Raw genomic sequence first — 21,170 nt, 5'->3', positions numbered from 1 at the left:
GTCCGCTCGCCCCATGCCGCAACCCCTGCCGTTCCGGTTTTCCCTTCGCCCGACAGCCTGGACCGCAAGCCTGGGCCGCAAGCCTGGGCCGCAAGCCTGGGCCGCTTCCGTGGCCGGCCCTGTGGGGGGCTGTGGCGCCCCCTTTGCCCGGCACCGCGAAGGCGGTTATCTCCTGGACAGGACCATATCTCCGGAGGAACAGGTCATGGCGGCGAGCAGCGCCCTGCGGGTGGCCCCCGAACTGGAAGCCTTCCTGGTCAAGGAAGCCCTGCCCGGCACCGGCGTCGCGCCGGATGCCTTCTTTGCCGGGATGGAATCCCTGCTGCGCGACCTTGCCCCCCGCAACGCCGCCCTGCTGGCGAAGCGCGACGAGATCCAGGCGAAGATCGATGCCTGGCACCGCGAGCATCCCGCGAAGCCGATCGATGCCGCGGCCTATGAGAGCTTCCTGCGCGGGATCGGCTATCTCCTCGACCCGCCGGGCGAGGTGCGGGTCTCCACGGCGAATGTGGATGCGGAGATCGCGACCATCGCCGGGCCGCAGCTCGTCGTGCCGGTGAACAACGCCCGCTATGCGCTCAACGCCGCCAATGCGCGCTGGGGCAGCCTCTACGATGCCCTCTACGGCACCGACGCCATCCCGCAGGAAGGCCCGAAGGCCAAGGGCTACGACCCCGCCCGGGGTGCCCAGGTGATCGCCCGCGCCCGCGCCGCGCTGGACGAGGCCGCGCCGCTCGCCCAGGGCTCGCATGCCGACGCCACGGGCTATGTGGTGAAGGACGGTGCCCTCGCCGTCACGCTGAAGGGCGGCGCCGTCACGGCGCTGCGCGATCCCGCCCAGTTCGCCGGCTATTCCGGCGAGGCGGGCTCGCCCGCCGCCGTGCTGCTGCGGAAGAACGGGCTGCATCTGGAGATCGTGTTCGACCGCGCGAGCCCGATCGGCAAGGACGATGCCGCCGGCATTTCCGACCTGGTCCTGGAATCCGCCGTCAGCACCATCCAGGACTGCGAGGATTCCGTGGCCGCCGTCGATGCCGCCGACAAGGTGGTGGTGTACCGGAACTGGCTCGGCCTGATGAAGGGCGACCTCGCCGAGAGCTTCGAGAAGGGCGGGAAGACCGTCACCCGCAGGCTGAACCCGGACCGGAGCTGGACGGCGCCGGACGGGGGCAAGGTGACGCTGCCGGGGCGTTCGCTGATGCTGGTGCGCAATGTCGGCCACCACATGCTGACCGATGTGGTGACGCTGGACGGCCAGCCGGTGCCCGAGACCATGCTCGACGCGCTGATCACCGGCGCCATCGCCCTGCACGATATCGGGGCCAATGGCCGCCGCATGAACAGCCGCGCCGGCTCCGTCTATATCGTGAAGCCCAAGCTGCACGGGCCGGAGGAAGTGGCCCTCGCCGTGGAGCTGTTCGGCCGGGTCGAGGACATCCTCGGCATGGCGCGCAACACGCTCAAGATGGGCATCATGGACGAGGAGCGGCGGACCACCGCCAACCTGAAGTCCTGCATCGCCGCGGCGAAGGAGCGGGTGGTCTTCATCAACACCGGCTTCCTCGACCGCACCGGCGACGAGATCCACACCTCCATGGAAGCCGGCGCCGTCGTCCGCAAGGCGGACATGAAGGCCCAGCCCTGGATCAAGGCCTATGAGGACTGGAACGTCGATACCGGCCTCGCCTGCGGCCTCGCCGGCCGGGCGCAGATCGGCAAGGGCATGTGGGCCGCGCCCGATGCCATGGCCGACATGCTGGCGCAGAAGATCGGCCATCCGAAGGCCGGTGCCAACACCGCCTGGGTGCCCTCCCCCACCGCCGCCACGCTGCACGCCCTGCACTACCACCAGGTGAACGTGATGGAGCGGCAGAAGGAGATCGCCGCCGGCGGGCCAAGGGCGAAGCTGTCGGACATCCTCACCGTGCCGCTGGCCAAGGACACCAACTGGGCGCCCGCCGACGTGCAGGCGGAGCTGGACAACAATGCCCAGGGCATCCTCGGCTATGTCGTGCGCTGGGTGGACCAGGGCGTCGGCTGCTCCAAGGTACCGGACATCCACGATGTCGCTCTGATGGAGGACCGCGCCACGCTGCGCATCTCCGCCCAGCACATCGCCAACTGGCTGCGCCACGGCGTCACCACGAAGGAGCAGGTGATGGAGACCCTGCGCCGCATGGCGGGGGTGGTGGACAAGCAGAATGCGGGCGACCCGAACTACAGCCCGATGGCGCCGGGTTTCGACGGCCCCGCCTTCAAGGCCGCCTGCGACCTCGTCTTCGAGGGCACGACCCAGCCCAACGGCTATACCGTGTTCATTCTGACCCGCCGCCGCCGCGAGGCGAAGGCAGGCTGAGATGGCTGCGCCGCGCACCGCCGGGCCCCGTGGCCCGGCGACGCCGGAACCTGGCCCGCGCCTCACGGAAAGGAATGCCGCGCCATGGGACTGATCGTCCGGCTGATCCTCTATCTGGGCGGCAGCCTGGCTTCCCTCTTCGTGGCGGCCGGGGCGGAGAACTACTCCGTCGTCCAGGCGATGTTCGGCATCCTGGCCTTTGCCTGCATCGTCGTGGCGATCGCGCTGATCATCCGGCGCTGAGGGCGCGGGCCGCCCGGCTCAGCCCTGCAGCAGCAACCGGCTCACATCCGCGCCCGGGCCGGTCCTGATGCGCTGCTCGATACGCTTCGCCTCCAGGTCCACCGCCACCACCTCGTCCGAGGCCAGCGAGACGAAGGCCACCGCCTTGCCCGGACGCAGGGAGGCCGCGCTCGGCCTGGCGCCCAGCGGCAGGCGCCAGATCTCGCGCAGGTCCGGCCGCAGCAGGCTGATGCTCTCGCGCTCCAGATCCGCGAGCAGGAGCCGCCCGTCCGGCAGCGCGTAGAGACGCAGCGGGTCGCCGCCGACATCCCTCTGGTTCTTGAGCTTCATGCTCTCGGCATCCAGTGCGCTCACCGTCCGGCTCCGCCGGTTGCCGACATAGAGGACCCGCCCGTCCGGGCTCAGGCAGTTGCCTTCCGGCATCTGCCCCGTCTTCACGACCACCGGCTTCGCGCCCCGGTCATGGGGGCGCAGCAGGCTGGCCGTGCCGGATTCCAGGCCGGTGACATAGGCGCGCTCGCCATTCCGGCTGAAGGAGAAGAGATGCGTCTTCCGCCCACCCGTGGCGACCTGCTGGTCGGGGCGCACCGCCCGGGTGGGGTCCTCCAGGATCAGCAGCGTATCGCGCCCTTCGCTCAGCACGCCGAGACGCCCCTGCCCGTCCATCGCGATCCCGTGGAGCCGGTTGAAGGGCGCGCAGTCGATGGTCCTGGCCACGCGGCGCTCCCCCAGATCCACCACGAGCACGGAATGCCCGCCCTCGCCCGGCCTGTCGGAGCTCGGCAGGCCGTAATGGCCGACATAGGCGAAGCGGCCTTTCGCATCGACGGTGAATTCATGCGGATAGGCCGGCAGCCCGACCTCGCCGGTCCGCGTGCCGTCCGACGCATCGAAGAAGGCGAGCTTGCCGGCATTCTTCTCCATCACCAGCAGCATCGAGGCGGGCCCGTTGCCCCCGTTGTTCCCGCTCTGCGCCCGCGCCTGCCCGGTCATTGCCATGGGCAGGCCCGCGGCCGAGACCATGCTGGCGAGCACGCCGCGTCTCTCGATCATGTGATGTCTCTCCAGCCTCTCATAGGGGCCTCTCGACACGCGCGAATGGCAGGTGCTGCGTCCATGACGCGCGCCCGGAGAAGGGGTTGCCGCGGTAACGCTCCTATTCCTGGGTTCAACCCGCTCGATCATGCTGCGTTGCAACAGCAGCAGGGGCGCCGGGAAGCCTCAAAGCCCTGCTGCCGGACAACGGAGAAGAACCGAGCCGCATGATCGTTCCGAAGGACGTTCAGCTCCACCGCATGATGGCCCGGCTGGGCTGGCCCCTGGTCATCTTCCTGGTCTGGGACGTCCTGATCGTGGTCTCCTATGTCACGCTCCACCACGATTTCAGCGTCTATCTGCCGGTGCTTCCGCTGCCCCTGCTCGGCTCCGCCCTGGTGCTCTTTCTGGGCTTCCGCAACAACAGCGCCTATGCCCGCTGGTGGGAGGCCCGGACCCTCTGGGGCGCCATGGTCAATGCTTCGCGCTCCTATGGGCGGCAGATCCTGGCCTTCATCCCCGACACGCCGGAGGCAGTGCCGCTGAAGCGCCGGCTGGTGCAGCGGCAGATCGCCTATGCCCATGCCCTGCGCTGCCAGCTCCGCAAGCACGAATGCTGGGACGAACTCGCCCGGCATCTGGAGCCGGAGGAGGTGGCCCATCTCCACCGCTTCAACAACGTGCCCAACGCCATCCTCACGGGCTCCGCCCGTCTGGTCGGCGATGCGCTGGAACGCGGCTGGCTGGACAATATCCGGCAGTCCCGCATCGAGGCGACGATGGTGGACATGGCCAATGCCCAGGGCGGCATGGAGCGCATCAAGAACACGCCCCTGCCCCGGCAATACACTTTCTATCCGCGCTTCTTCGTCCACCTCTTCTGCGTGCTGCTGCCGCTCGGGCTGGTGGAGAGCCTGGGCCTCTACACCCCGCTCGCTTCCACGGTGGTGGGTTTCATGCTGCTGGTGATGGAGCAGATCGGCGACGACATCCAGGATCCTTTCGAGAACACGCCCAACGACGTGCCCCTCACCGCCATCTGCCGGACCATCGAGATCGACCTGCTGCAATCGATCGGCGAGCTGGACGTGCCGAAACCTTTGCAGCCCGTGGGCGATGTTCTGTGGTGAGAAAGGCCCGGTTCCCGCAACGCGGGAATGCATATTCGGCAAGCCGGACGGTGATTTTGGGCTTGCATGCATCGACCGGACAGTCCATATTATCGCTGTGCAGCATCGCAGAGATGTGAGGCTGCATTTCTTGGACGTTTCCTCCCTAAACTTGGCGGCTCCTCGGAGCCGCCTTTCTTTTTCCGGCAGCCTTTCGTGCCCTAGCTCCGCAGCCAGGGTGGCGCCGGCAGGCCCCTGGAGGCCAGGAATTCCGGATTGAACAACTTGGACTGGTAGCGCGCCCCGCCGTCGCAGAGGATGGTCGCCACCGTGTGCCCCGGCCCCAGGTCGCGCGCCACCTGGATCGCGGCGGCCACGTTCAGACCGGCGCTGCCGCCGACGCTCAGCCCTTCCCCGGCCAGCAGGGCATAGACCTCGGCCAGCATGGCCCCGTCATGCACCTGCACGGCATCGTCGATCGGCGCGCCCTCCAGGTTGCCCGGCACCCGGGCCGCCTGCCCGATCCCCTCGGTGATCGAACTCCCTTCGGCCTTCAACCGCCCGGTCTTCACCCAGGAATAGAGCGCGCTGCCCATCGGGTCGGCCAGCACGATCCGTACCTCCGGGTTCCGGGACTTCAGCGCCCGGGCCACGCCGGCCAGCGTGCCGCCCGTGCCGCAGGAGCAGGTGAAGGCATGGATGCGGCCGCCAAGATCGTCCCAGATCTCCGCCCCGGTGGTGCGCTCATGCGCATGCATGTTGGCGAGGTTGTCGAACTGGTTCGCCCAGATGGTCGGCCCCTCGGCCGCCAGCTCCTCCGCCAGCCGGCGCGAGACATGCACGTAATTGCCCGGATCGGCATAGGGCACCGCCTTCACCAGCCGGACATCGGCGCCGATCATGCACAGGAAGTCGATCTTCTCCCGGCTCTGCGTTTCCGGCACCACGATCACCGAGCGCCAGCCGCGCGCATTCGCCGCCAGCGCCAGGCCGATGCCGGTGTTCCCGGCCGTTCCCTCCACCACCGTGCCCGGGCGGTAGGGGGTGAGCAGCCCCCGGTCCACCGCATCGCCCAGGATGCCCAGGGCCGCGCGGTCCTTCACGCTGCCGCCGGGGTTCATGAATTCCGCCTTGGCGAAGATGTCGCAGCCCGTCAGTTCCGAGGCACGCTTCAACCGGATCATCGGGGTGCGGCCGACCGCACCCCAGAAGCCATCGACGGGACCGGGCAGGTTCAAGACATCACTCCTTCGGCAGTTCGACCCAGCGGAGATAGGGCTTCTCCGTCGTGAAACCCTGGGGGAACTGCTGCTTCGCCTGTTCGTCGCTGAGCGAGGCGAGCACGATGGCGCGATCGCCCGGCTGCCAGTTCACCGGCGTGGCCACCTTGTGCCGGTCGGTGGTCTGCAGGCTGTCGATCACCCGGAGGACTTCGTCGAAGTTCCGCCCCGCGCTCGGCGGATAGACCAGCATCAGCCGGATCTTCTTCTGAGGATCGACCACGAAGACCGTCCGCACGGTCACGGAGGGGTCGGCCTCCGGATGGATCATGCCGTAGAGGCTGGCGACGGCCCGGTCCGGGTCCGAGATCATCGGGAAGTTCACCGCCACGCCCTGGGTCTCGGCGATATCGGCATCCCAGCCGACGTGGCGGTCGAGCGTGTCCACGCTCAGCCCGATCACCTTCACGCCCCGCTTCTCGAATTCCGGCTTCAGCCGCGCCGTCATGCCCAGCTCCGTGGTGCAGACCGGCGTGAAATCCTTGGGGTGGCTGAACAGCACGCCCCAGGAACCACCGAGCCAGTCGTGGAAGCGGATACGCCCCTGCGTGGTCTCCGCCTCGAAATCGGGCGCGACCTGACCGAGTTGCAGCATGCGGCTCTCTCCTGCTGGAAGGAAACACTCTGTCCACGGGCCCGGTCTTTTCGCAACCGCGGGGAGATCCTCCTCCACGGGGTGGAGACGGGGAAAAATCCGTGTGGACAGAGGGGCGGGCCAGGCATGAGCCTTCTCCGCAGCATGCCCGAATCGCGCGAGATTCCCTCCCCCGCCCATCCCACCCGGGAGCCCGCCCCGGACGAGCGCGCGGCCCGCCTCGCCGCCGAGCTCGACGCCGCCTTCAAGGCCCGTGGCCGCCTCTACTGGGACCTGCTCTCCACGCTGCGGGAAGCCCATGGGGAGGCGGAGGCCGAACGCCTCCTCTCCCTGGCCATCGAGCGGCGGGGCGCGGCCGCGGGCGCCGCCCTCTTCGCCGGGCTCGGCGACCCCACGCCCCATTCCGTGGCGGAAACCTTCCTGACCCGCGCCAGCCCGGACTGGGGCCGGCTCTTCCCGCACAGGCTGCGCGAGGAAGCGGATGGCACGGTCGTCGTGCAGGTCGAGCGCTGCCCGCTGAAGGACGCCTGGGAGGAGGACGGGCGGACGCCGGAGGAGATCGCCCTGCTCTGCCGCATCGCCGGCCGTGCCGATCACGGTGTCTTCGGGGCCAGCGGCATCGGCTTCGCGGCGCGGACCTGGAAGCCGGGCGACCGGGGCTGCTGCGAGTTGCGCCTCTCGCCCCGGGGCGCGGCCTGAGCGGTGAGGCGGTTCAGCGCTTGCGCACGAACTCCGTGCGCAGCACCAGCCCCTTGATCGTGTCGTGGCGGCAGTCGATCTCCTCCGGATCGCCGGTCAGGCGGATCGAGCGGATGACGGTGCCCTGCTTCAGGGTCTGGTTCGCCCCCTTCACCTTCAGGTCCTTGATCAGCGTGACGGAATCCCCGTCGGCGAGGAGGTTGCCGGAGGCGTCGCGCACCTCCGGCCGGGCCTGCGCCGCCGCCTTCATCTCGCTGGCCGGGCGCCACTCGCCTGTGGCCTCGTCATACACGTAGTCCTCGTCCTCGCCGCTCATCGCCATTCCATCCTGATCACAGACACGAGAGGTGTCTTCCCGCCGCCCCGGCGCCGCAAGCGCGAAACCGGCATCCTCACAACAGGCCCTTCAGCCGCAGCAGGCCGAAGGCTGCCACGGTGGACTGGTCCTCGATCACGCCGTCCCGGATCATCGCTTCCAGCTCCGCCAGGGGCATGGCCCGTGTCACCAGGTCCTGTTCCTCCACCTCCAGCGCCGCCTCGCCCGGCGTGAGGCCGGTGGCGAGGAAGACGTGGTTCGCCTGGGTGCAGAAGCCGTAAGCGAGGAAGAGCCGCCCGGCATAGCGCATCTCCGCCGCGCGCAGCCCCGTCTCCTCCCGCAGCTCGGCCCGCGCCAGCTCCAGCGGGTCGGTGCCGGGCGCGTATTCCCACATGCCTTGCACGAACTCCCAGCACCGGCGGCCCACCGGGTAGCGGAACTGCTCGACCAGATGGACCATGCCGTCCTGCACCGCCGCCACGGTCACGAAATCGGTCTTCTCCACCACGCCGAACAGGCCGGGCGAGCCGTCGCGCCGCTGCACCCTGTCCTCGCGCAGCCGCATCCAGCGGTTCTCATAGACCAGCCGGCTGCCCGTACAGACGATATCGGGCTCCTCCCCGCTCAAGCGGCCGCTCCATCCCCGGCATAGGGGTTGCTGCGCCGCTCCTCACCCAGCGTCCCGCCCGAGCCGTGTCCGCAGTGGAAGGCGACGTCGTCGCCGAGCGGGAAGAGCTTCTCCCGGATTGCCCGGATCAGCCCCGGCCCGTCGCCATAGGGAAAGTCCGTCCGCCCCACGGAGCCACGGAAGATCACGTCCCCCACCACGGCGAAGCGCCCTGCCGGATCGAAGAACACCACATGGCCCGGCGTGTGGCCGGGGCAATGCAGCACCTCGAAGCGGCGCCCGGCGACCTCCACCGTGTCGCCCTCGGCCAGCCAGCGGTCCGGCACCACCGGCCGCCCCGGAAAGCCGTACTGCGCCGCCGACTGCGCCAGCCCGTCCAGCAGGAAGCGGTCCGCCTCGTGCGGTCCTTCGACCGGGATGCCGAGCGTCTCGCTGACCTCCGCGGCCCCCGCCGCATGGTCCAGGTGCCCATGGGTCAGCAGGACCTTCTCCGCCGTCACGCCCAGTTTCTCCAGCGCGGCGAGCACCGGCCCGGCCTCCCCGGGATCGACCACCGCCCCGCGCTTCGTCGCCTCGTCCCAGAGGATCAGGCAGTTCTGGCCGAAGGGCGTGACCGGCAGGATCGCGCCGCGCAGCGCCTCGGAAGATGTCATGGCATGGCCCTCACATTCGCTGGTGTCTGTGCTGGCCGCCAGAACTGGCACGTGCCGGCACCGCAGGCCAGTGCACGGCCCCGTGCAGAGGGCCGTGGCAGGGCCGGTTCGCCGTCGTCACGCGAGGGTGATGCCTGTTGCGGTGCCATCGGCCTCTCCTGCAATTGCAGGAGCTCCGTCCGGGCCCTAGCTTGCCGCCCTCACGGACAATGATGTCCCAGAATGTCGACCGCGTCTCCTGTCCTTGGATCATGGCCCTGTCCTCGTCCGATCGATTAAGGCCCGCCCACCGCCCGACGACCCGGCCCAGCCCATCGGGACGCAGTTCCAGGAGCCATTCCGGCCCGCCTGACGACGACCAGCCCGCCGCGGGGGAAGCCTCCCCGTCCGCCTCATTCCCGGATGTGCCGCCCCTGGGCACGCCTCCTCCGGATGCCCCGAACCCGGGCACCCCGGCCCAGGGCCTTGCGGCGGAGACGGAGGGGGAAGAAGCCTTCCGCCGCATCGCCAACTGCACCCCTTCCATGATCTGGTTCTCCGACCAGCATGGAAACTGCCTCTTCGCCAATCGCCACCACGAGGAAACGCTGGGCTATCCGGTCAGCGAACTGCTGGGGCAGGGCTGGCGCCATCTGGTCCATCCGGAGGACCTGGATGCCTATACCGCGACGGTGGACCGCGCCCTTGCCCGGCGGGAGCCCTTCCAGACCGTCCTGAGGCTGCGGGCGCGGGATGGCCGGCTCTACTGGGTCCGGGTGGATGCCGCCCCGCGCCTGTCGGCTGATGGGGAGTTCCTCGGCTTCGTCGGCATCGACACGGACATGACCGAGAGCCACCGGACGGAGGAGGCGCTGGAGCGCCTGGTCCGGCAGCGCACCAGGGACCTGTCCGAGGCCAACCGGCGCCTGAAGGAGCAGATCGAGGAGCGCAACCGGCTGGAAGCCTCGCTCCGGCAGATGCAGCGCGCCGAGGCGCTGGGCCAGCTCACCGCCGGCGTGTCGCATGACTTCAACAACCTGCTGACTGTCATCCTCGGCAACCTGCGGCTGCTGCAGCGCCAGCCCCTTCGCAGTGCCTGTCGTCCCCTCCCCTCGCGCGGCGGCTGGAAGCGGTCCGCCTGGCCGCCGAGCGCGGCGCCCTGCTCACCTCGCAGCTCCTCGCCTTCTCCCGCCGCCAGCGGCTCGACCCCCGCCCCTTGGACATGAGCGCGCTGATCCGCGAGATGGTCGGGCTGCTGGGCACCACCGTCGGCGGCAGCATCCGCCTGGACACCAGCCTCGACACCGGCGCGGCGGGCGTGCCCTGGCTCGCCATGGCCGACCCGACCCAGATCGAGCTCGCGCTGGTGAACCTCGTGCTGAATGCCCGCGATGCCATGCAGGGCACCGGCACGATCCGCATCGCCACCAGCAACGTCACCCTCGGCCCGCCGGAGCATCCCGAGGAGCCGCCGGCGGGGGAGTATATCGCGATCACGGTCCGCGACACCGGGACCGGTATGCCGCCGGAGGTCCGGGCGCGGGCCTTCGAGCCCTTCTTCACCACCAAGGATGTCGGACAGGGCTCGGGCCTCGGCCTCAGCCAGGTGCTCGGCTTCGTCCAGCAGTCCGGCGGTGGGCTGCGGGTCGAGACGGCGCCCGGCCGGGGCACGGCCATCCATCTCTATCTGCCCCGGGCCCAGGCACGCCCGGCCGCGCCCGCCCCGGCCGGGAAACGGGACAAGGACGACCGGACCATCCTGCTGGTGGATGACGAGGAGCCCGTGCGGGAGATCACCGCCCTCACCCTACGGGACCTCGGCTATGACGTGGTCGAGGCCCGTGATGGACTCGCGGCGCTGAACCTGCTGGATGGTGACACCCGCTTCGACCTGCTGCTGCTGGACTTTGCCATGCCGGGCATGAACGGCGTCGAGGTCGCCCGGGCCGCGCGCAGCCGGCGCCCCCAATTGCCGATCATGTTTCTCACCGGCTACGCCGAAGCTCCCGCCATGGCCGGCGAGAGCAAGGACAGGATCCTCCAGAAACCCTTCCGCACCGAGGAGCTCGCCCGCCGCCTGACCGCCGTGCTGGCGCCGGCCCATGGCTCAATGGCATCCGGCGCCCGGCTCTGACGGTTCGCGCGCCGCTCTGAAGCAGGCCATGGACGGAAGCGCTTGCGGCAGCCCGCCCGTACTGATATATCAGATGGCATGAACGCGCTTGAGCCGCTCTCCCGAAGCGAAACGGCGTCGCTTTCGGAACGTGTCTATCGCCGGCTTCGTGATGCCATCGCCATGGGCAGCCTCGCGCCCCGCACCCGCGTGTCCGAGCGCGGCCTCGCCGCCCAGCTGGGTGTTTCCCCCGCCCCGGTCCGCGAAGCCCTGCGGCGGCTGGAGATGGAGGGGCTCGTCATCACCCTGCCACGCCGTGGCACGCTTGTCGCCGATTTCGGCCCCGGCCAGCTTGAGGAGATGGGGCGCATCCGCGTCGCCCTGGAATCCGTCGCCGCCGGCCTAGCCGCCCGCAACGCCACGCCCGAGGCCATCGCCCGCCTCGCCGGGCAGCTTGATGCCATGCGCGCCGCCACAGAGGCCGGTGATGCCGCCCGCCTCGCCGAGGCCAATACCCGCTTCCACGAGATGATCCGCGACATGGCCGGCAACGCCATGCTGGAAACGACCCTGCGCTCCCTCCGCGGCTACGACCGGGTGGGCCGCCAGCGCAGTCTCGCCGCCCCGGGCGAATTCGCCCGCGCCCTGGCGGAACATACCGAACTGCTGGACGCCCTGCGCCTGGGCGACCAGGACCGTGCCGAGTTGCTGATGCGCGCGCATGGCCTGCGCTCCCTGCAATCCGCCACGCAACACCCTGCCGAACCGGCCGGGGCCATCTCCGCCGATGGCCTCGCGCCCCTCGACCAGAGCAGCCCCAACCAGAACAGGAGGATGACGTGACGAAGACCCGGGAAGAATGCCTCACCGCCCTGCGCGGCATCTCCGGCATCCTGGTGACACCGTATGACCGCGACGGCGCCATCAACCCCGCCGCGCTGGAGCCCATCATCGCCCGCGCCGCCAAGGCCGGCGTCCATGGCCTGACCGTGAACGGCAACACCGGCGAGTTCTACTCGCTCTCCTTCGCCGAGGCCGAGCGCATGCAGGCCGAGGTCCCCGGCATGGTGAATGGCCGCGCCGCAGTCATCGCCGGCATCGGCCGCTCCATCGTCGAGGCCGAGAAGCTCGCCCGCGTGGCGAAGAAGGCCGGCGCCGACATGCTGATGGTGCACCAGCCGCCCGACCCCTTCTGCGCCCCGCGTGGCATCAAGGCCTATCTCCAGCGCGTGGCCGAAGCCGGCGAACTGCCGCTGATCCTCTACCTGCGCAATGACAGCATGGGCATCGACCGCATCGTCGAGCTCGCCAGCCTGCCCGGCGTCGTGGGCGTGAAATGGGCCACCCCCAATGTCATGCTGCTGGCCCAGGCCGTGCGCCGCACGGCGCATCTCGGCGTCAACTGGACCTGCGGCCTGGCCGAGCCCTGGGCGCCGCCGATGTACGGCGTCGGGGCGCGCGGCTTCACCTCCGGCCTGATCAATGTCGTGCCCGAGCGCTCCGTCGCCATCCATGCGGCGCTGGAGAGCGGCAACCTTGCCACGGCGCGCGAGAATATCGAGGCGATCGATCCCTTCGAGGTGCTGCGCGCGCAGGAACTCGGCGGCGCCAATGTTTCCGTGGTCAAGGCCGCGCTGCAACTGATGGGCGAGGATGTCGGCCCGGCCCGTCCGCCCGCCGCCTGGCCGCTCACGGAAGAGGCGCAGGCCACGCTGGTGCGGCTGGTGCGGGACTGGGGCCTTACCGCGCGCAAGGCGGCCTGACCCGCCGCCCAGGGAGGCCCAGCCTCCCTGAAGCCAAATCGCTTAGTTCTTTCCGTTTCAGAAACATCATGACAGGCTGCGCTTCGCCAGAGGAGCAGCCTGTCATGGCCACACGCATCATCGCCATCCCCGACGCGAACGGTCTCATCCGCATCTCCTGCGGGGGCGACATCCTGGAGATCGAGGTGCAGGGGGCGCAGCCCGCGGGCGGAGCGCCGCGCTTCTTCCCCCTGCCCGATCCCTTCGGGACGCCCGGGGCCTATATCAGCGTTCAGCACAAGCGGGACGGCAAGCCGGACATCGACCGGCTGGTGGCATCCGCCCGGAGCCAGATCGCCGACGCGTCCAGCCCCGCCCCCGCCGCCGCGGTCCTGAACGCCGAGACCGCCGATCTGCACGAGATCACCCGCGCCGTGGCGCAGATCGCCCAGGTGCTCCCGCAACTGCTTCTCGCCATCGACTTCGGCAAACCGCGCAAGCCATGAGCGACCCCGATCCCGTCGCCTCCGCGATGGCGACGGCCGCGCAGTCCCTGCGCGACACCGCCCGCTGGATGGTGGGCGGCGTGGTGGGAACCGCGGCGGGCATCTTCGCCGGCAGTTCGCTGACCGCCTTCGGCTCGCTGGACCCGGTGGCGAACATGCCGCGGCTGGTCCTGGCGGTCGCCGGGCTCCTGGCCGGCTTCGGGGCGCTGGCCATGATCCTCCATCGCGCCATAGCGGTCCTGACCCGCGAAAGCATGACCTTCCGCGAGATCGCCGCGGCCGGCCACGACAACCTCCCCGACTGGGTCACGGTCCGGGCAAAGCTGCTCGAACGCTACAGGGACCGGCTGCCCCCCGGGGCGGCGTCCTTCGCGGATTACGTCAGGCTCGTGGACGAGGCGCGCGGCACCAACCCGCAGACGCCAGCCACGGCACAGCTCCTCGCCCGGGCCAGGGAGGACAACACCCTCTTCGGCGCCGATGGCAGCTTCCTCTTCGTCCGGGCTCGCTTCGAGCAGCTCGTCCGGGCCCTGTGGCGCGCATCGCCCGTCGCGATCCTGGGCTTCGCCCTTTTCGCCTGGGCGGCGAACCCACCCAAGCCCGATGCGGCCACCGCCCCGCCGCCCGGCCCTGCCGCCACGGGCGCCGTCCAGACCTTTACCGTGACCGTTGCCCCCGCATCCGTCGCCCCTGCGCCCCCTGCCCCTGCGCCCCCTGCCCCTGCGCCCGGCGGCCGATAAGTCTACCGCGCCTCCTTGCCAGCCCGGCGGCCGCGGCACACCCTTCCTCCGCTCGCGGCCACCCTTCGCCGCATCGGGAGGAGCAGACAGGAATGAACACCACACGACGCGGCCTGCTGGCCGCCGCCGGCGGCATCGCCGTGACCGCGGCCCTGGCGCGCCCCGCGCTGGCGCAGTCCTTCGCCTTCGCACCGAACCAGCGCTATCCTGATCCGGCGGTGCAGATCCTCGATCCGGGCTTCGCGAAGTACCGGATCTACAGCAGCACGCTGGAACAGGTCGCCACGGGAATGCGCTGGGCCGAGGGGCCGGCCTACTTCCCCGAGGGGGGCTACCTTCTGTGCAGCGACATCCCCAACAATCGGATCATGAAGTACAGCGAGAAGGACGGCAGCTTCACCGTCTTCCGTGCTCCTTCCAACTTCTCCAACGGCAATGTGCGCGACCGGCAGGGACGGCTCGTCACCTGTGAGCATTCCGTCACCCGCCGCGTCACCCGCACGGAGAAGGACGGCTCCATCACCGTCCTGGCCGACGGCTACCAGGGCAAGCGGCTCAATGCCCCAAACGACATCGTGGTGAAGTCGGACGACACGATCTGGTTCACCGACCCGACCTTCGGCATCAACGGCGAATGGGAGGGGTTCCGCGCCACGCCGGAGCAGCCGACCACCAATGTCTACCGCATCGGCACGGACGGGACGCTGACGGCCGTCCTCACCGATCTGGTGAACCCCAACGGTCTCGCCTTCTCCCCGGATGAGAAGAAGCTCTATGTCGTCGAGTGGAAGGGTACGCCCAACCGCAGCATCTGGAGCTATGACGTGCAGCCGGACGGCACGCTCACCGGCAAGGCCAAGCTGATCGACGCCGCCGACCAGGGCGCGCTGGATGGGTTCAAGGTGGACCGGGAGGGCAACCTCTGGTGCGGCTGGGGCAGCAACGGGCTGCTGGAAGCCGAGCCGCGCGAGGCCGGAGGCCGCAAGGTCTACGAACTGCGCGGCAAGCCGGAGGACCTCGACGGGGTGATGATCTTCAACCCGCTGGGCAAGGCGGTCGGCTTCATCCGCCTGCCGGAACGCTGTCCGAACCTGGTCTTCGGCGGGCCGAAGAACAACCGCCTCTACATGGCCAGTTCGCATTCGATCTATGCCCTGACCGTCGAGGTTCATGGGGCGGTCTGACCGTCACCGGGAAGGCCGGCACAGGCCAGCCTCCCCGCCATGCTCCGGCGTTCAGCCAGTCCGGCCCCATTCCCGCAGATCCGCCACCAGCAGATCCGGTGCCTCCAGCGCCGCGAAATGCCCGCCCCGCGGCATGGGCGTGTAGCGGGAGACATTGAACCCCTTCTCCGCGAAGCCCCGCGGCGCCCAGGGATGCAGCGGGTCCGGGAAGCAGGCGAAGGCGGTAGGCACCTCCACCCGCGCGCCCTCCGGCAGGCTGCGGTAGCCGCCCTCCATCGCCGCCGCATAGAAGCGGATGGAGGAATGGAAGGCCCCCGTCATCACATAGATCATGATGTTGTCGAGCAGCTCCTCGCGGCTGAACACCGCCTCGAAGGCCCGCTCCCGCCTGTCCGACCAGTCATGGAACCGCTCCAGGATCCAGGCGGCCTGCCCCACAGGGCTGTTGCCCAGCGCCCAGGACAGGCTCTGCGGCTTGCTGCCCTGGAGATGCCGGTAGCCGCCCAACCGCTGCTCGATCTCCGGGAACTTCGCCGCCCAGGCCACCTCCTCCTCCGTTTCCGGCACGGCGGCGGGGCGGGGGAAGAGCATGGTCAGGTGGATCGCCTCCAGGCTGGAGGCATGGTGAAGCCCCAGCATGGAGGTCACCAGCGCGCCCCAGTCGCCGCCATGGGCGCGGTAGCGGCGATAGCCCAGCACGCGCGTCATCAGCCCGTCGAACAGCGCCGCCACCCGCCGCTGGTCGACCGTCTTCGCCGGCTTGGCCGAGAAGCCGAAATTCGGCAGCGAGGGGATCACCAGGTCGAAGGCATCCTCCGCCCGCCCGCCATGGCGCGAAGGATAGGCCAGCGGTTCGGCCACCTTCCAGAATTCCCGGTGCGAGCCAGGCCAGCCATGGCTCATCAGCAGGGGGCGCCTCCCCTGGGCCTCGCCCACCAGATGCAGGAAGTGGATCTCCACCCCATCCACCTCCGCCACGAATTGCGGGAAGCGGTTCAGCCGCGCCGCCGCCACCCGCCAGTCATATTCCTCCGCCCAGAAGCGGCAGAATTCGCGGAGGAAGCCGGCATCGCAGCCGTAGCGCCACCCCTCCCCCTCGGGCACCGGGGGGAATTCATGGCGCCGCACCTGCTCCAGCACGGGCGTGACGCTTTCAGGGGTCCAATCCACACGAAACGGGGTCACGGCCGGCCTTCTCCATCGCCATTCCTGACAGAGCGCCGGGCCGTCCGGGCGGGTTGCCACGATATGCGGCCGGCATGCGGGGCATCGGTGCCGCAGGGCTGATCCGCGGCGCCCGGTCCATTTCCGGGCTTGCCGCGATGCGGCATACCGGCAAGACAGCCGCCATGTCGGAGCTGCTGCAAGTCCCCTATTATGTCGGCATCGTTGTGATCGGCATCCTGCCCATCATGAACCCGCTCAGCACGGTCCCGCTGGTGATCGCGCTGACCCGCACCATGCCCGCCGAGGAACGCAAGCGGCAGATCCGGCTGTCCACGGTCTATGCCGCCTCGATCCTGATCGCCTTCCTGCTGGCCGGGCAGCTCATCATCAGCGGCTTCGGCATCTCCCTGCCCGGCATCCGCGTCGCCGGCGGGCTGATCATCCTGGCGCTCGGCTTCCGCATGATCTTCACCGGGCAGGACGAGACCGGCCCGACCCGGGAGACGGTGGAGACCGCCAGCCGCCCCGGCCAGCCCGACATCGCCTTCACGCCCCTGGCCATGCCCAGCCTCAGCGGCCCCGGCTCCATCGCCGCCGTGCTCGGCTACAGTTCGCAGATCCCCCCGGGGCGGATGGTGCTGGGCTATCTCGTGATCACGCTTGGCATCGCCGTCACGCTCTTCATCGCCTGGCTGGTCCTCTCCTCGTCCTTCCGGATCGCGCAGCTTCTGGGCAAGCACGGCGTGATGGCCATGACGAAGATCATGGGCTTCCTGCTGACCTGCATCGCGGTGCAGTTCATCGCCTCGGGCATCCACGAATTCATCCTGGCCTGGCGCCCGCAGCCCTGAGGATGCCCTCCTGGCCCGGGCGGAGACGCCGGGCCAGGAGGGAACTGCTCAGTCCAACTGGAAGCCGATGCGCGGCCGCTGCGTCAGTGGCCCCTGCTGCTTCAGGCTGCGGCGAAGCTGCTCGTATTCCTGCTCCATCTCCGGCGTCACCGAGGGGCGGGATTCCCGCAGCGCCTGCTCGAACTGCGAGCGGCCCACCGCCGGGCTGGCGATGTCGCCGCGCAGGGCGAGCAGGCCGGCCCGCCGCACCACATCGCCCAGATCGGCGCCGGTATAGCCCTGGCTGCGCTTCGCCACATCCTCCAGGTCCACGTCGCCGGCCAGCGGCATGTCCTTGGTCTGGATGCGCAGGATATGCAGCCGCCCGGCCTCGTCCGGCACGGGGACATAGACCAGCTCGTCGAAGCGGCCGGGCCGCAGCAGCGCCGGGTCCAGCAGGTTCGGGCGGTTGGTGGCGCCGATCACCACCACGCTCTGCAGCTCCTCCAGCCCGTCCATCTCGGCCAGGATGGTGTTCACCACCCGCTCCGTCACCGCGGGCTCGCCCAGGCTGCCGCCGCGCGCCGGTACCAGGCTGTCGATCTCGTCGATGAAGATCACCGTCGGCGCCACCTGCCGCGCCCGGGCGAAGAGGCGGCTCACCTGCTGCTCGGACTCGCCATACCATTTCGAGAGCAGGTCGGAGGATTTGGTAGCGATGAAGTTGGCACTGGCCTCCCGCGCCACGGCCTTGGCCATCAGCGTCTTGCCGGTGCCCGGCGGACCGAAGAGCAGGAAGCCCTTGGCCGGACGGATGCCCAGCCGCCGGAAGGCCTCGGGATGCTTCAGCGGCAACTCGATCCCGTCGCGGAGCTGGGTCCGCGTCTCCTCCAGCCCTCCGACATCCTCCCAGGACACGTTGGGCACCTGGATCATGATCTCGCGCAGCGCCGAGGGCTGGATGCGCTTCATCGCGTTCTCGAAATCCTGCCGGCAGACGCGCAGATCGGCCAGGATCTCGGGCGGGATGCCCTCGCGCAGGTTGATCTGCGGCAGGATACGCCGCACCGCGTCCATCGCCGCCTCCCGCGCCAGGGCCGACATATCGGCGCCGACATAGCCATAGGTGGAACGCGCCAGCGCATCGAGGTCCACATCGTCGGCCAGCGGCATGCCGCGCGTGTGGATGCTCAGGATCTGGCGGCGCCCCGGCTCGTCCGGCACGCCGATCACGATCTCCCGGTCGAAGCGGCCCGGGCGGCGCAGCGCCTCGTCGATCGCATCAATCCGGTTGGTGGCGGCGATGACCACCACGTTCTGCCGCGGTTCCAGCCCGTCCATCAGGGTCAGGAGCTGCGCGACGATGCGGCGCTCGACCTCGCCGCGCGTTTCGTCACGCTTGGGCGCGATGCTGTCGATCTCGTCGATGAAGATGATGGAGGGCGACTGCTTGCCCGCCTGCTCGAAGATCTCGCGCAGCCGCTTCTCGGACTCGCCGTACTGGCTGCCCATGATCTCGGGCCCGGCGATGGAGAAGAAATTGGCCTCGGACTCGTTGGCCACCGCCTTGGCCAGCAGCGTCTTGCCGGTGCCGGGCGGGCCATGGAGGATCACCCCCTTCGGCGGATCGATGCCCAGGCGCTGGAACAGTTCGGGATGGCGCAGCGGCAGTTCCACCATCTCCCGCACCTGGTCCACCGCATTCCCCAGCCCGCCGATATCGTCATAGGTGACGTCGGCGCGGCGGACCTCCTTCGGTTCCGCATACTGGGGCAGGATCTCGAACTCGGTGCTCTGATCGACGCGGACGATGCCCTTGGGCGTGGTTTCCACCACGACGAGGCGGATCTCCTGCAGGGCATAGGTCTGCTGCTCGAAGAAGCGGCGATAGACCTCGTCCGGGATGCCGTCGGCGCCGCGCTCGGGCCGGTGATAGACCGAGGTGGAGATCACGTCTCCGGCGACGACCGGCCGGCCCATGAAGGTTCGCCGCAGCGCCTCGCCGGAGCCGGAAAGCCGCAGGTTCTTCTGCGCCGGGCCGAGCACCACGCGGCTCGCGGGCTTCACCTGGGCGCGCCGGACCTCGATCCGCTCCCCGGCCGAGACACCGGCATTGGCACGCTGCAACCCGTCCAGGCGGATGATCTCCAGGTCCTCGTCCTCCGGGAAGGGCGGGATCGGGATCACGGCGGTGTGCCGCTGGCCGACGACCTCCAGCACATCGCCGGGCTGCAGGCCGAGTTCCTGCATGATCCGCCGGCTGACCCGCGCGGCCCCCTTGCCGACATCCTCGGGGCGGGCATTCGCCACCTGCACCTGCGCGCTCTTGCTGTCATCGGCCATGGTCTGCGGTGTCCATTTCCTTGCCGGGAGGGTCCGTGCCAGGGCGCCTGGCCTGGATCGCCCGGTTCGGCAACCAGCCTACAGGGCCGAGGTTGCGAGAGGCTTGCCGGATCCCTTTCACAGGACCGGGATGGGTCTCCTCTTGTCCCCTTCCGTCTTCACCACAGCGTCATCCCACTGCCTTCAGACCCGCTCCCATCCCATGCGAGGGATGACTGGCACCCGAATTGCGAGGGGAGTTTCACCCCGGGGCATACCGCCCCGGAACTGGCGGAGGGCTCGGGATCGCAGGAAAGCAGGACGACCGGGATCATCGGGGCCATGGGGAGGGCGCGGGGCCGGAGGGGACGCCGCAACCCGCCCCCATGCCGGAACCACCGGAGTTTCCCGAGGGCCGGCTGCGCAAGGGCCTCGCCTGGGCCGCCGTGATCGGCATCGTCTGCTGGCTGGTCGTGATCGTCCTGGTGATCGAACTGCGTGGCGGCTTCTGCTGACGCCGCCCGGTTCGGTCACGGCCTCCTCCCAGGAATGCGCCGATTATTCGAGCTGCATGTCCGTGGGATGGCGGATTTGCAACTCTGGGAGGAATATCGAGCCATCAATACAAACAATTGATTTGCTTGTTCCTTCCCAATTCGCGTTTTGATTCGGCAACGCCAGCGAATGGCGGAGGATGCCAGACAAGGATGGAGGGGGCCCAGCGATGCGATCGGATTGGGATGGATATCCACCAGCCGAGTGGCGCCAGACGGAATCCTGGCACTGGCTTCAGCTTTCGGCCTCCCATACCGGGCGGGCCTGCACGCCCCGGCCGATGCTGTGGAAGCCGGCCGAAGCGGTCTGGACCAATGAGGACCTGTGGGGCGACGGGCCGATCCAGCTTTCGCCCGCCGAGATCGACGCGGCCTATATCTCGCGCTTCTGCGACGAACCGGGAGGCGGGGTGGGCTGTGGCGCGGCGGCCGTCTTCCCCGTGGCTCCGCCCATCGTATCGCGGCCGCCTCCGATCGGGACGCAGGCCGGGCTGTGGGGAAATCCTTCCCGGGCGGATCGTTTCCCCCTGCGCTGACGCGCACCGTCCGGGCCTTGCGGCCTTCATGTTTGCTTCAGACCTTGCCGGCAGACTGTTCCGGCAAGGAGACGCGCATGATCCAAGACATCGTCGATGTCCGGCAGATCCGCTTCCCGCTCTCCGTCCTGTCCCGGGCGCTGGCCGGCGCCCCGGCCATCCTGGGGCTGGCGCGGGAACCTTTCGAGATCCTCCGTTGCGAGCCGGTGTCCCAGGACCCACCCAGCCTGCGGGTGGTGTTCCGCCCTGGGCCGGGCGCGGAACCGGTGTTGCAGATCCTCTACGCCGCGGCGCTGGCGGCAGCCCTGATCGCCTATTGCAAGATGATCGGCCTGCCGATTTCGCGGAGCGCCGACAAGCGCCTGATTCTCGCGCAGGAATGGGTCACGCTGGAAACGGAACTGCGCTGCCCGATTCCTGCTGACCGGATGCCGGGCGTCGTGGCTTCTTCGGAAGTGGAGGCTGGGAAGGTGGGGAAGATGGTGCCGACTCGGGGAATTGAACCCCGGACCTACTGATTACGAATCAGTTGCTCTACCCCTGAGCTAAGTCGGCCTGCCGAAGCGGCGTGGCGCGCTATCTA

The 21,170-nt window shown here is 69.3% G+C and carries 22 protein-coding genes and 1 tRNA gene; 14 read left to right on the top strand and 9 right to left on the bottom strand.

The genetic code is table 11. The annotated features are described in order from the left end of the window. Window positions 1-205 precede the first annotated feature (205 nt). Together MVG78_RS10735 and MVG78_RS10730 are read left to right on the top strand one after the other, a co-directional pair. Complete coding sequence (locus MVG78_RS10735) at window positions 206-2,356, top strand: malate synthase G (protein ID WP_247551363.1); 2,151 nt, start codon at window positions 206-208, stop codon at window positions 2,354-2,356. A gap of 84 nt (window positions 2,357-2,440) precedes the next feature. Further along, window positions 2,441-2,599, top strand: a complete 159-nt coding sequence (locus MVG78_RS10730) for a hypothetical protein (RefSeq protein ID WP_247551361.1) — start codon at window positions 2,441-2,443, stop codon at window positions 2,597-2,599. An 18-nt stretch (window positions 2,600-2,617) separates the two neighbouring features. Here MVG78_RS10730 and MVG78_RS10725 read toward each other — a convergent pair whose 3' ends face one another. Then, window positions 2,618-3,652 (bottom strand): YncE family protein, encoded by a 1,035-nt coding sequence (locus tag MVG78_RS10725; RefSeq protein WP_247551359.1) that lies wholly within the window; start codon window positions 3,650-3,652, stop codon window positions 2,618-2,620. Between the two features lie 209 nt (window positions 3,653-3,861). On the opposite strand from MVG78_RS10725, the gene MVG78_RS10720 reads away from it, so the two are divergent. Beyond that, window positions 3,862-4,764: a bestrophin family protein gene (locus MVG78_RS10720; RefSeq protein ID WP_247551357.1), complete on the top strand. Its 903-nt coding sequence runs from the start codon at window positions 3,862-3,864 to the stop codon at window positions 4,762-4,764. Between the two features lie 200 nt (window positions 4,765-4,964). On the opposite strand, the gene MVG78_RS10715 is transcribed toward MVG78_RS10720, so the two are convergent. Together MVG78_RS10715 and MVG78_RS10710 are read right to left on the bottom strand one after the other, a co-directional pair. Further along, window positions 4,965-5,927, bottom strand: coding sequence for a cysteine synthase A (locus MVG78_RS10715; protein ID WP_247560405.1), 963 nt, complete (start codon window positions 5,925-5,927; stop codon window positions 4,965-4,967). 58 nt (window positions 5,928-5,985) lie between these two features. After that, the gene (locus MVG78_RS10710; protein ID WP_247551355.1) at window positions 5,986-6,618 is read right to left on the bottom strand and encodes a peroxiredoxin; all 633 of its coding nucleotides are present in this window, start codon (window positions 6,616-6,618) and stop codon (window positions 5,986-5,988) included. Between the two features lie 126 nt (window positions 6,619-6,744). Between MVG78_RS10710 and MVG78_RS10705 the strand changes: the two genes are divergently transcribed. Continuing rightward, window positions 6,745-7,317, top strand: coding sequence for an L-2-amino-thiazoline-4-carboxylic acid hydrolase (locus tag MVG78_RS10705; protein WP_247551353.1), 573 nt, complete (start codon window positions 6,745-6,747; stop codon window positions 7,315-7,317). A gap of 13 nt (window positions 7,318-7,330) precedes the next feature. On the opposite strand, the gene MVG78_RS10700 is transcribed toward MVG78_RS10705, so the two are convergent. The 3 genes from MVG78_RS10700 to MVG78_RS10690 all read right to left on the bottom strand — a co-directional run bounded on the left by MVG78_RS10700 (window position 7,331) and on the right by MVG78_RS10690 (window position 8,914). Continuing rightward, on the bottom strand, window positions 7,331-7,633 hold the full coding sequence (locus MVG78_RS10700; RefSeq protein WP_247551351.1) for an alkylphosphonate utilization protein: 303 nt from the start codon (window positions 7,631-7,633) through the stop codon (window positions 7,331-7,333). 76 nt (window positions 7,634-7,709) lie between these two features. After that, the gene (locus MVG78_RS10695; RefSeq protein ID WP_247551349.1) at window positions 7,710-8,261 is read right to left on the bottom strand and encodes an NUDIX domain-containing protein; all 552 of its coding nucleotides are present in this window, start codon (window positions 8,259-8,261) and stop codon (window positions 7,710-7,712) included. Further along, entirely contained in the window at window positions 8,258-8,914 is a 657-nt protein-coding gene (locus tag MVG78_RS10690; RefSeq protein WP_282615009.1) for an MBL fold metallo-hydrolase, read from the bottom strand. The genes MVG78_RS10695 and MVG78_RS10690 overlap by 4 nt, the downstream gene beginning before the upstream one ends. 404 nt (window positions 8,915-9,318) lie before the next feature. On the opposite strand from MVG78_RS10690, the gene MVG78_RS10685 reads away from it, so the two are divergent. The 7 genes from MVG78_RS10685 to MVG78_RS10655 all read left to right on the top strand — a co-directional run bounded on the left by MVG78_RS10685 (window position 9,319) and on the right by MVG78_RS10655 (window position 15,178). Then, window positions 9,319-10,119 carry a PAS domain-containing protein gene (locus MVG78_RS10685; protein ID WP_247551347.1) on the top strand — a complete coding sequence of 267 codons (801 nt, stop codon included), beginning with the start codon at window positions 9,319-9,321 and terminating at the stop codon, window positions 10,117-10,119. Then, entirely contained in the window at window positions 10,116-11,027 is a 912-nt protein-coding gene (locus tag MVG78_RS10680) for an ATP-binding protein (RefSeq protein WP_247551345.1), read from the top strand. Before MVG78_RS10685 ends, MVG78_RS10680 begins: the two co-directional genes overlap by 4 nt. Window positions 11,028-11,105: 78 nt before the next feature. Then, complete coding sequence (locus MVG78_RS10675; protein WP_247551342.1) at window positions 11,106-11,849, top strand: GntR family transcriptional regulator; 744 nt, start codon at window positions 11,106-11,108, stop codon at window positions 11,847-11,849. Beyond that, window positions 11,846-12,769: a dihydrodipicolinate synthase family protein gene (locus MVG78_RS10670; RefSeq protein WP_247551341.1), complete on the top strand. Its 924-nt coding sequence runs from the start codon at window positions 11,846-11,848 to the stop codon at window positions 12,767-12,769. Before MVG78_RS10675 ends, MVG78_RS10670 begins: the two co-directional genes overlap by 4 nt. 104 nt (window positions 12,770-12,873) lie before the next feature. Further along, window positions 12,874-13,254, top strand: coding sequence for a hypothetical protein (locus MVG78_RS10665; protein ID WP_247551339.1), 381 nt, complete (start codon window positions 12,874-12,876; stop codon window positions 13,252-13,254). After that, entirely contained in the window at window positions 13,251-13,994 is a 744-nt protein-coding gene (locus MVG78_RS10660) for a hypothetical protein (protein ID WP_247551337.1), read from the top strand. The genes MVG78_RS10665 and MVG78_RS10660 overlap by 4 nt, the downstream gene beginning before the upstream one ends. Before the next feature lie 92 nt (window positions 13,995-14,086). Continuing rightward, complete coding sequence (locus MVG78_RS10655; protein WP_247551335.1) at window positions 14,087-15,178, top strand: SMP-30/gluconolactonase/LRE family protein; 1,092 nt, start codon at window positions 14,087-14,089, stop codon at window positions 15,176-15,178. A 51-nt stretch (window positions 15,179-15,229) separates the two neighbouring features. Here the strand turns inward: MVG78_RS10655 and MVG78_RS10650 are convergent, their stop codons facing one another. After that, on the bottom strand, window positions 15,230-16,363 hold the full coding sequence (locus tag MVG78_RS10650) for an epoxide hydrolase family protein (RefSeq protein ID WP_247551333.1): 1,134 nt from the start codon (window positions 16,361-16,363) through the stop codon (window positions 15,230-15,232). A gap of 74 nt (window positions 16,364-16,437) precedes the next feature. Between MVG78_RS10650 and MVG78_RS10645 the strand changes: the two genes are divergently transcribed. Beyond that, the gene (locus MVG78_RS10645) at window positions 16,438-17,196 is read left to right on the top strand and encodes a MarC family NAAT transporter (protein ID WP_247551331.1); all 759 of its coding nucleotides are present in this window, start codon (window positions 16,438-16,440) and stop codon (window positions 17,194-17,196) included. 48 nt (window positions 17,197-17,244) lie between these two features. Here the strand turns inward: MVG78_RS10645 and MVG78_RS10640 are convergent, their stop codons facing one another. After that, a complete protein-coding gene (locus MVG78_RS10640) occupies window positions 17,245-19,518 on the bottom strand; it encodes a CDC48 family AAA ATPase (protein WP_247551329.1) in 2,274 nt (757 codons plus the stop codon). Between the two features lie 365 nt (window positions 19,519-19,883). Here MVG78_RS10640 and MVG78_RS21550 point away from each other — a divergent pair, with 365 nt between their 5' ends. Both MVG78_RS21550 and MVG78_RS10635 read left to right on the top strand, forming a co-directional pair. Further along, window positions 19,884-20,012, top strand: a complete 129-nt coding sequence (locus MVG78_RS21550) for a hypothetical protein (RefSeq protein WP_282615008.1) — start codon at window positions 19,884-19,886, stop codon at window positions 20,010-20,012. Between the two features lie 209 nt (window positions 20,013-20,221). Continuing rightward, window positions 20,222-20,587, top strand: a complete 366-nt coding sequence (locus MVG78_RS10635) for a hypothetical protein (RefSeq protein WP_247551327.1) — start codon at window positions 20,222-20,224, stop codon at window positions 20,585-20,587. A 480-nt stretch (window positions 20,588-21,067) separates the two neighbouring features. Here the strand turns inward: MVG78_RS10635 and MVG78_RS10630 are convergent. Continuing rightward, window positions 21,068-21,142 (bottom strand) — tRNA-Thr (locus MVG78_RS10630). Between the last annotated feature and the right edge of the window lie 28 nt (window positions 21,143-21,170).

This window comes from Roseomonas gilardii subsp. gilardii, assembly GCF_023078375.1.
GTDB classification, from domain to species: Bacteria; Pseudomonadota; Alphaproteobacteria; order Acetobacterales; family Acetobacteraceae; genus Roseomonas; species Roseomonas gilardii.
This window is presented reverse-complemented; position numbering and strand designations above follow the sequence as displayed.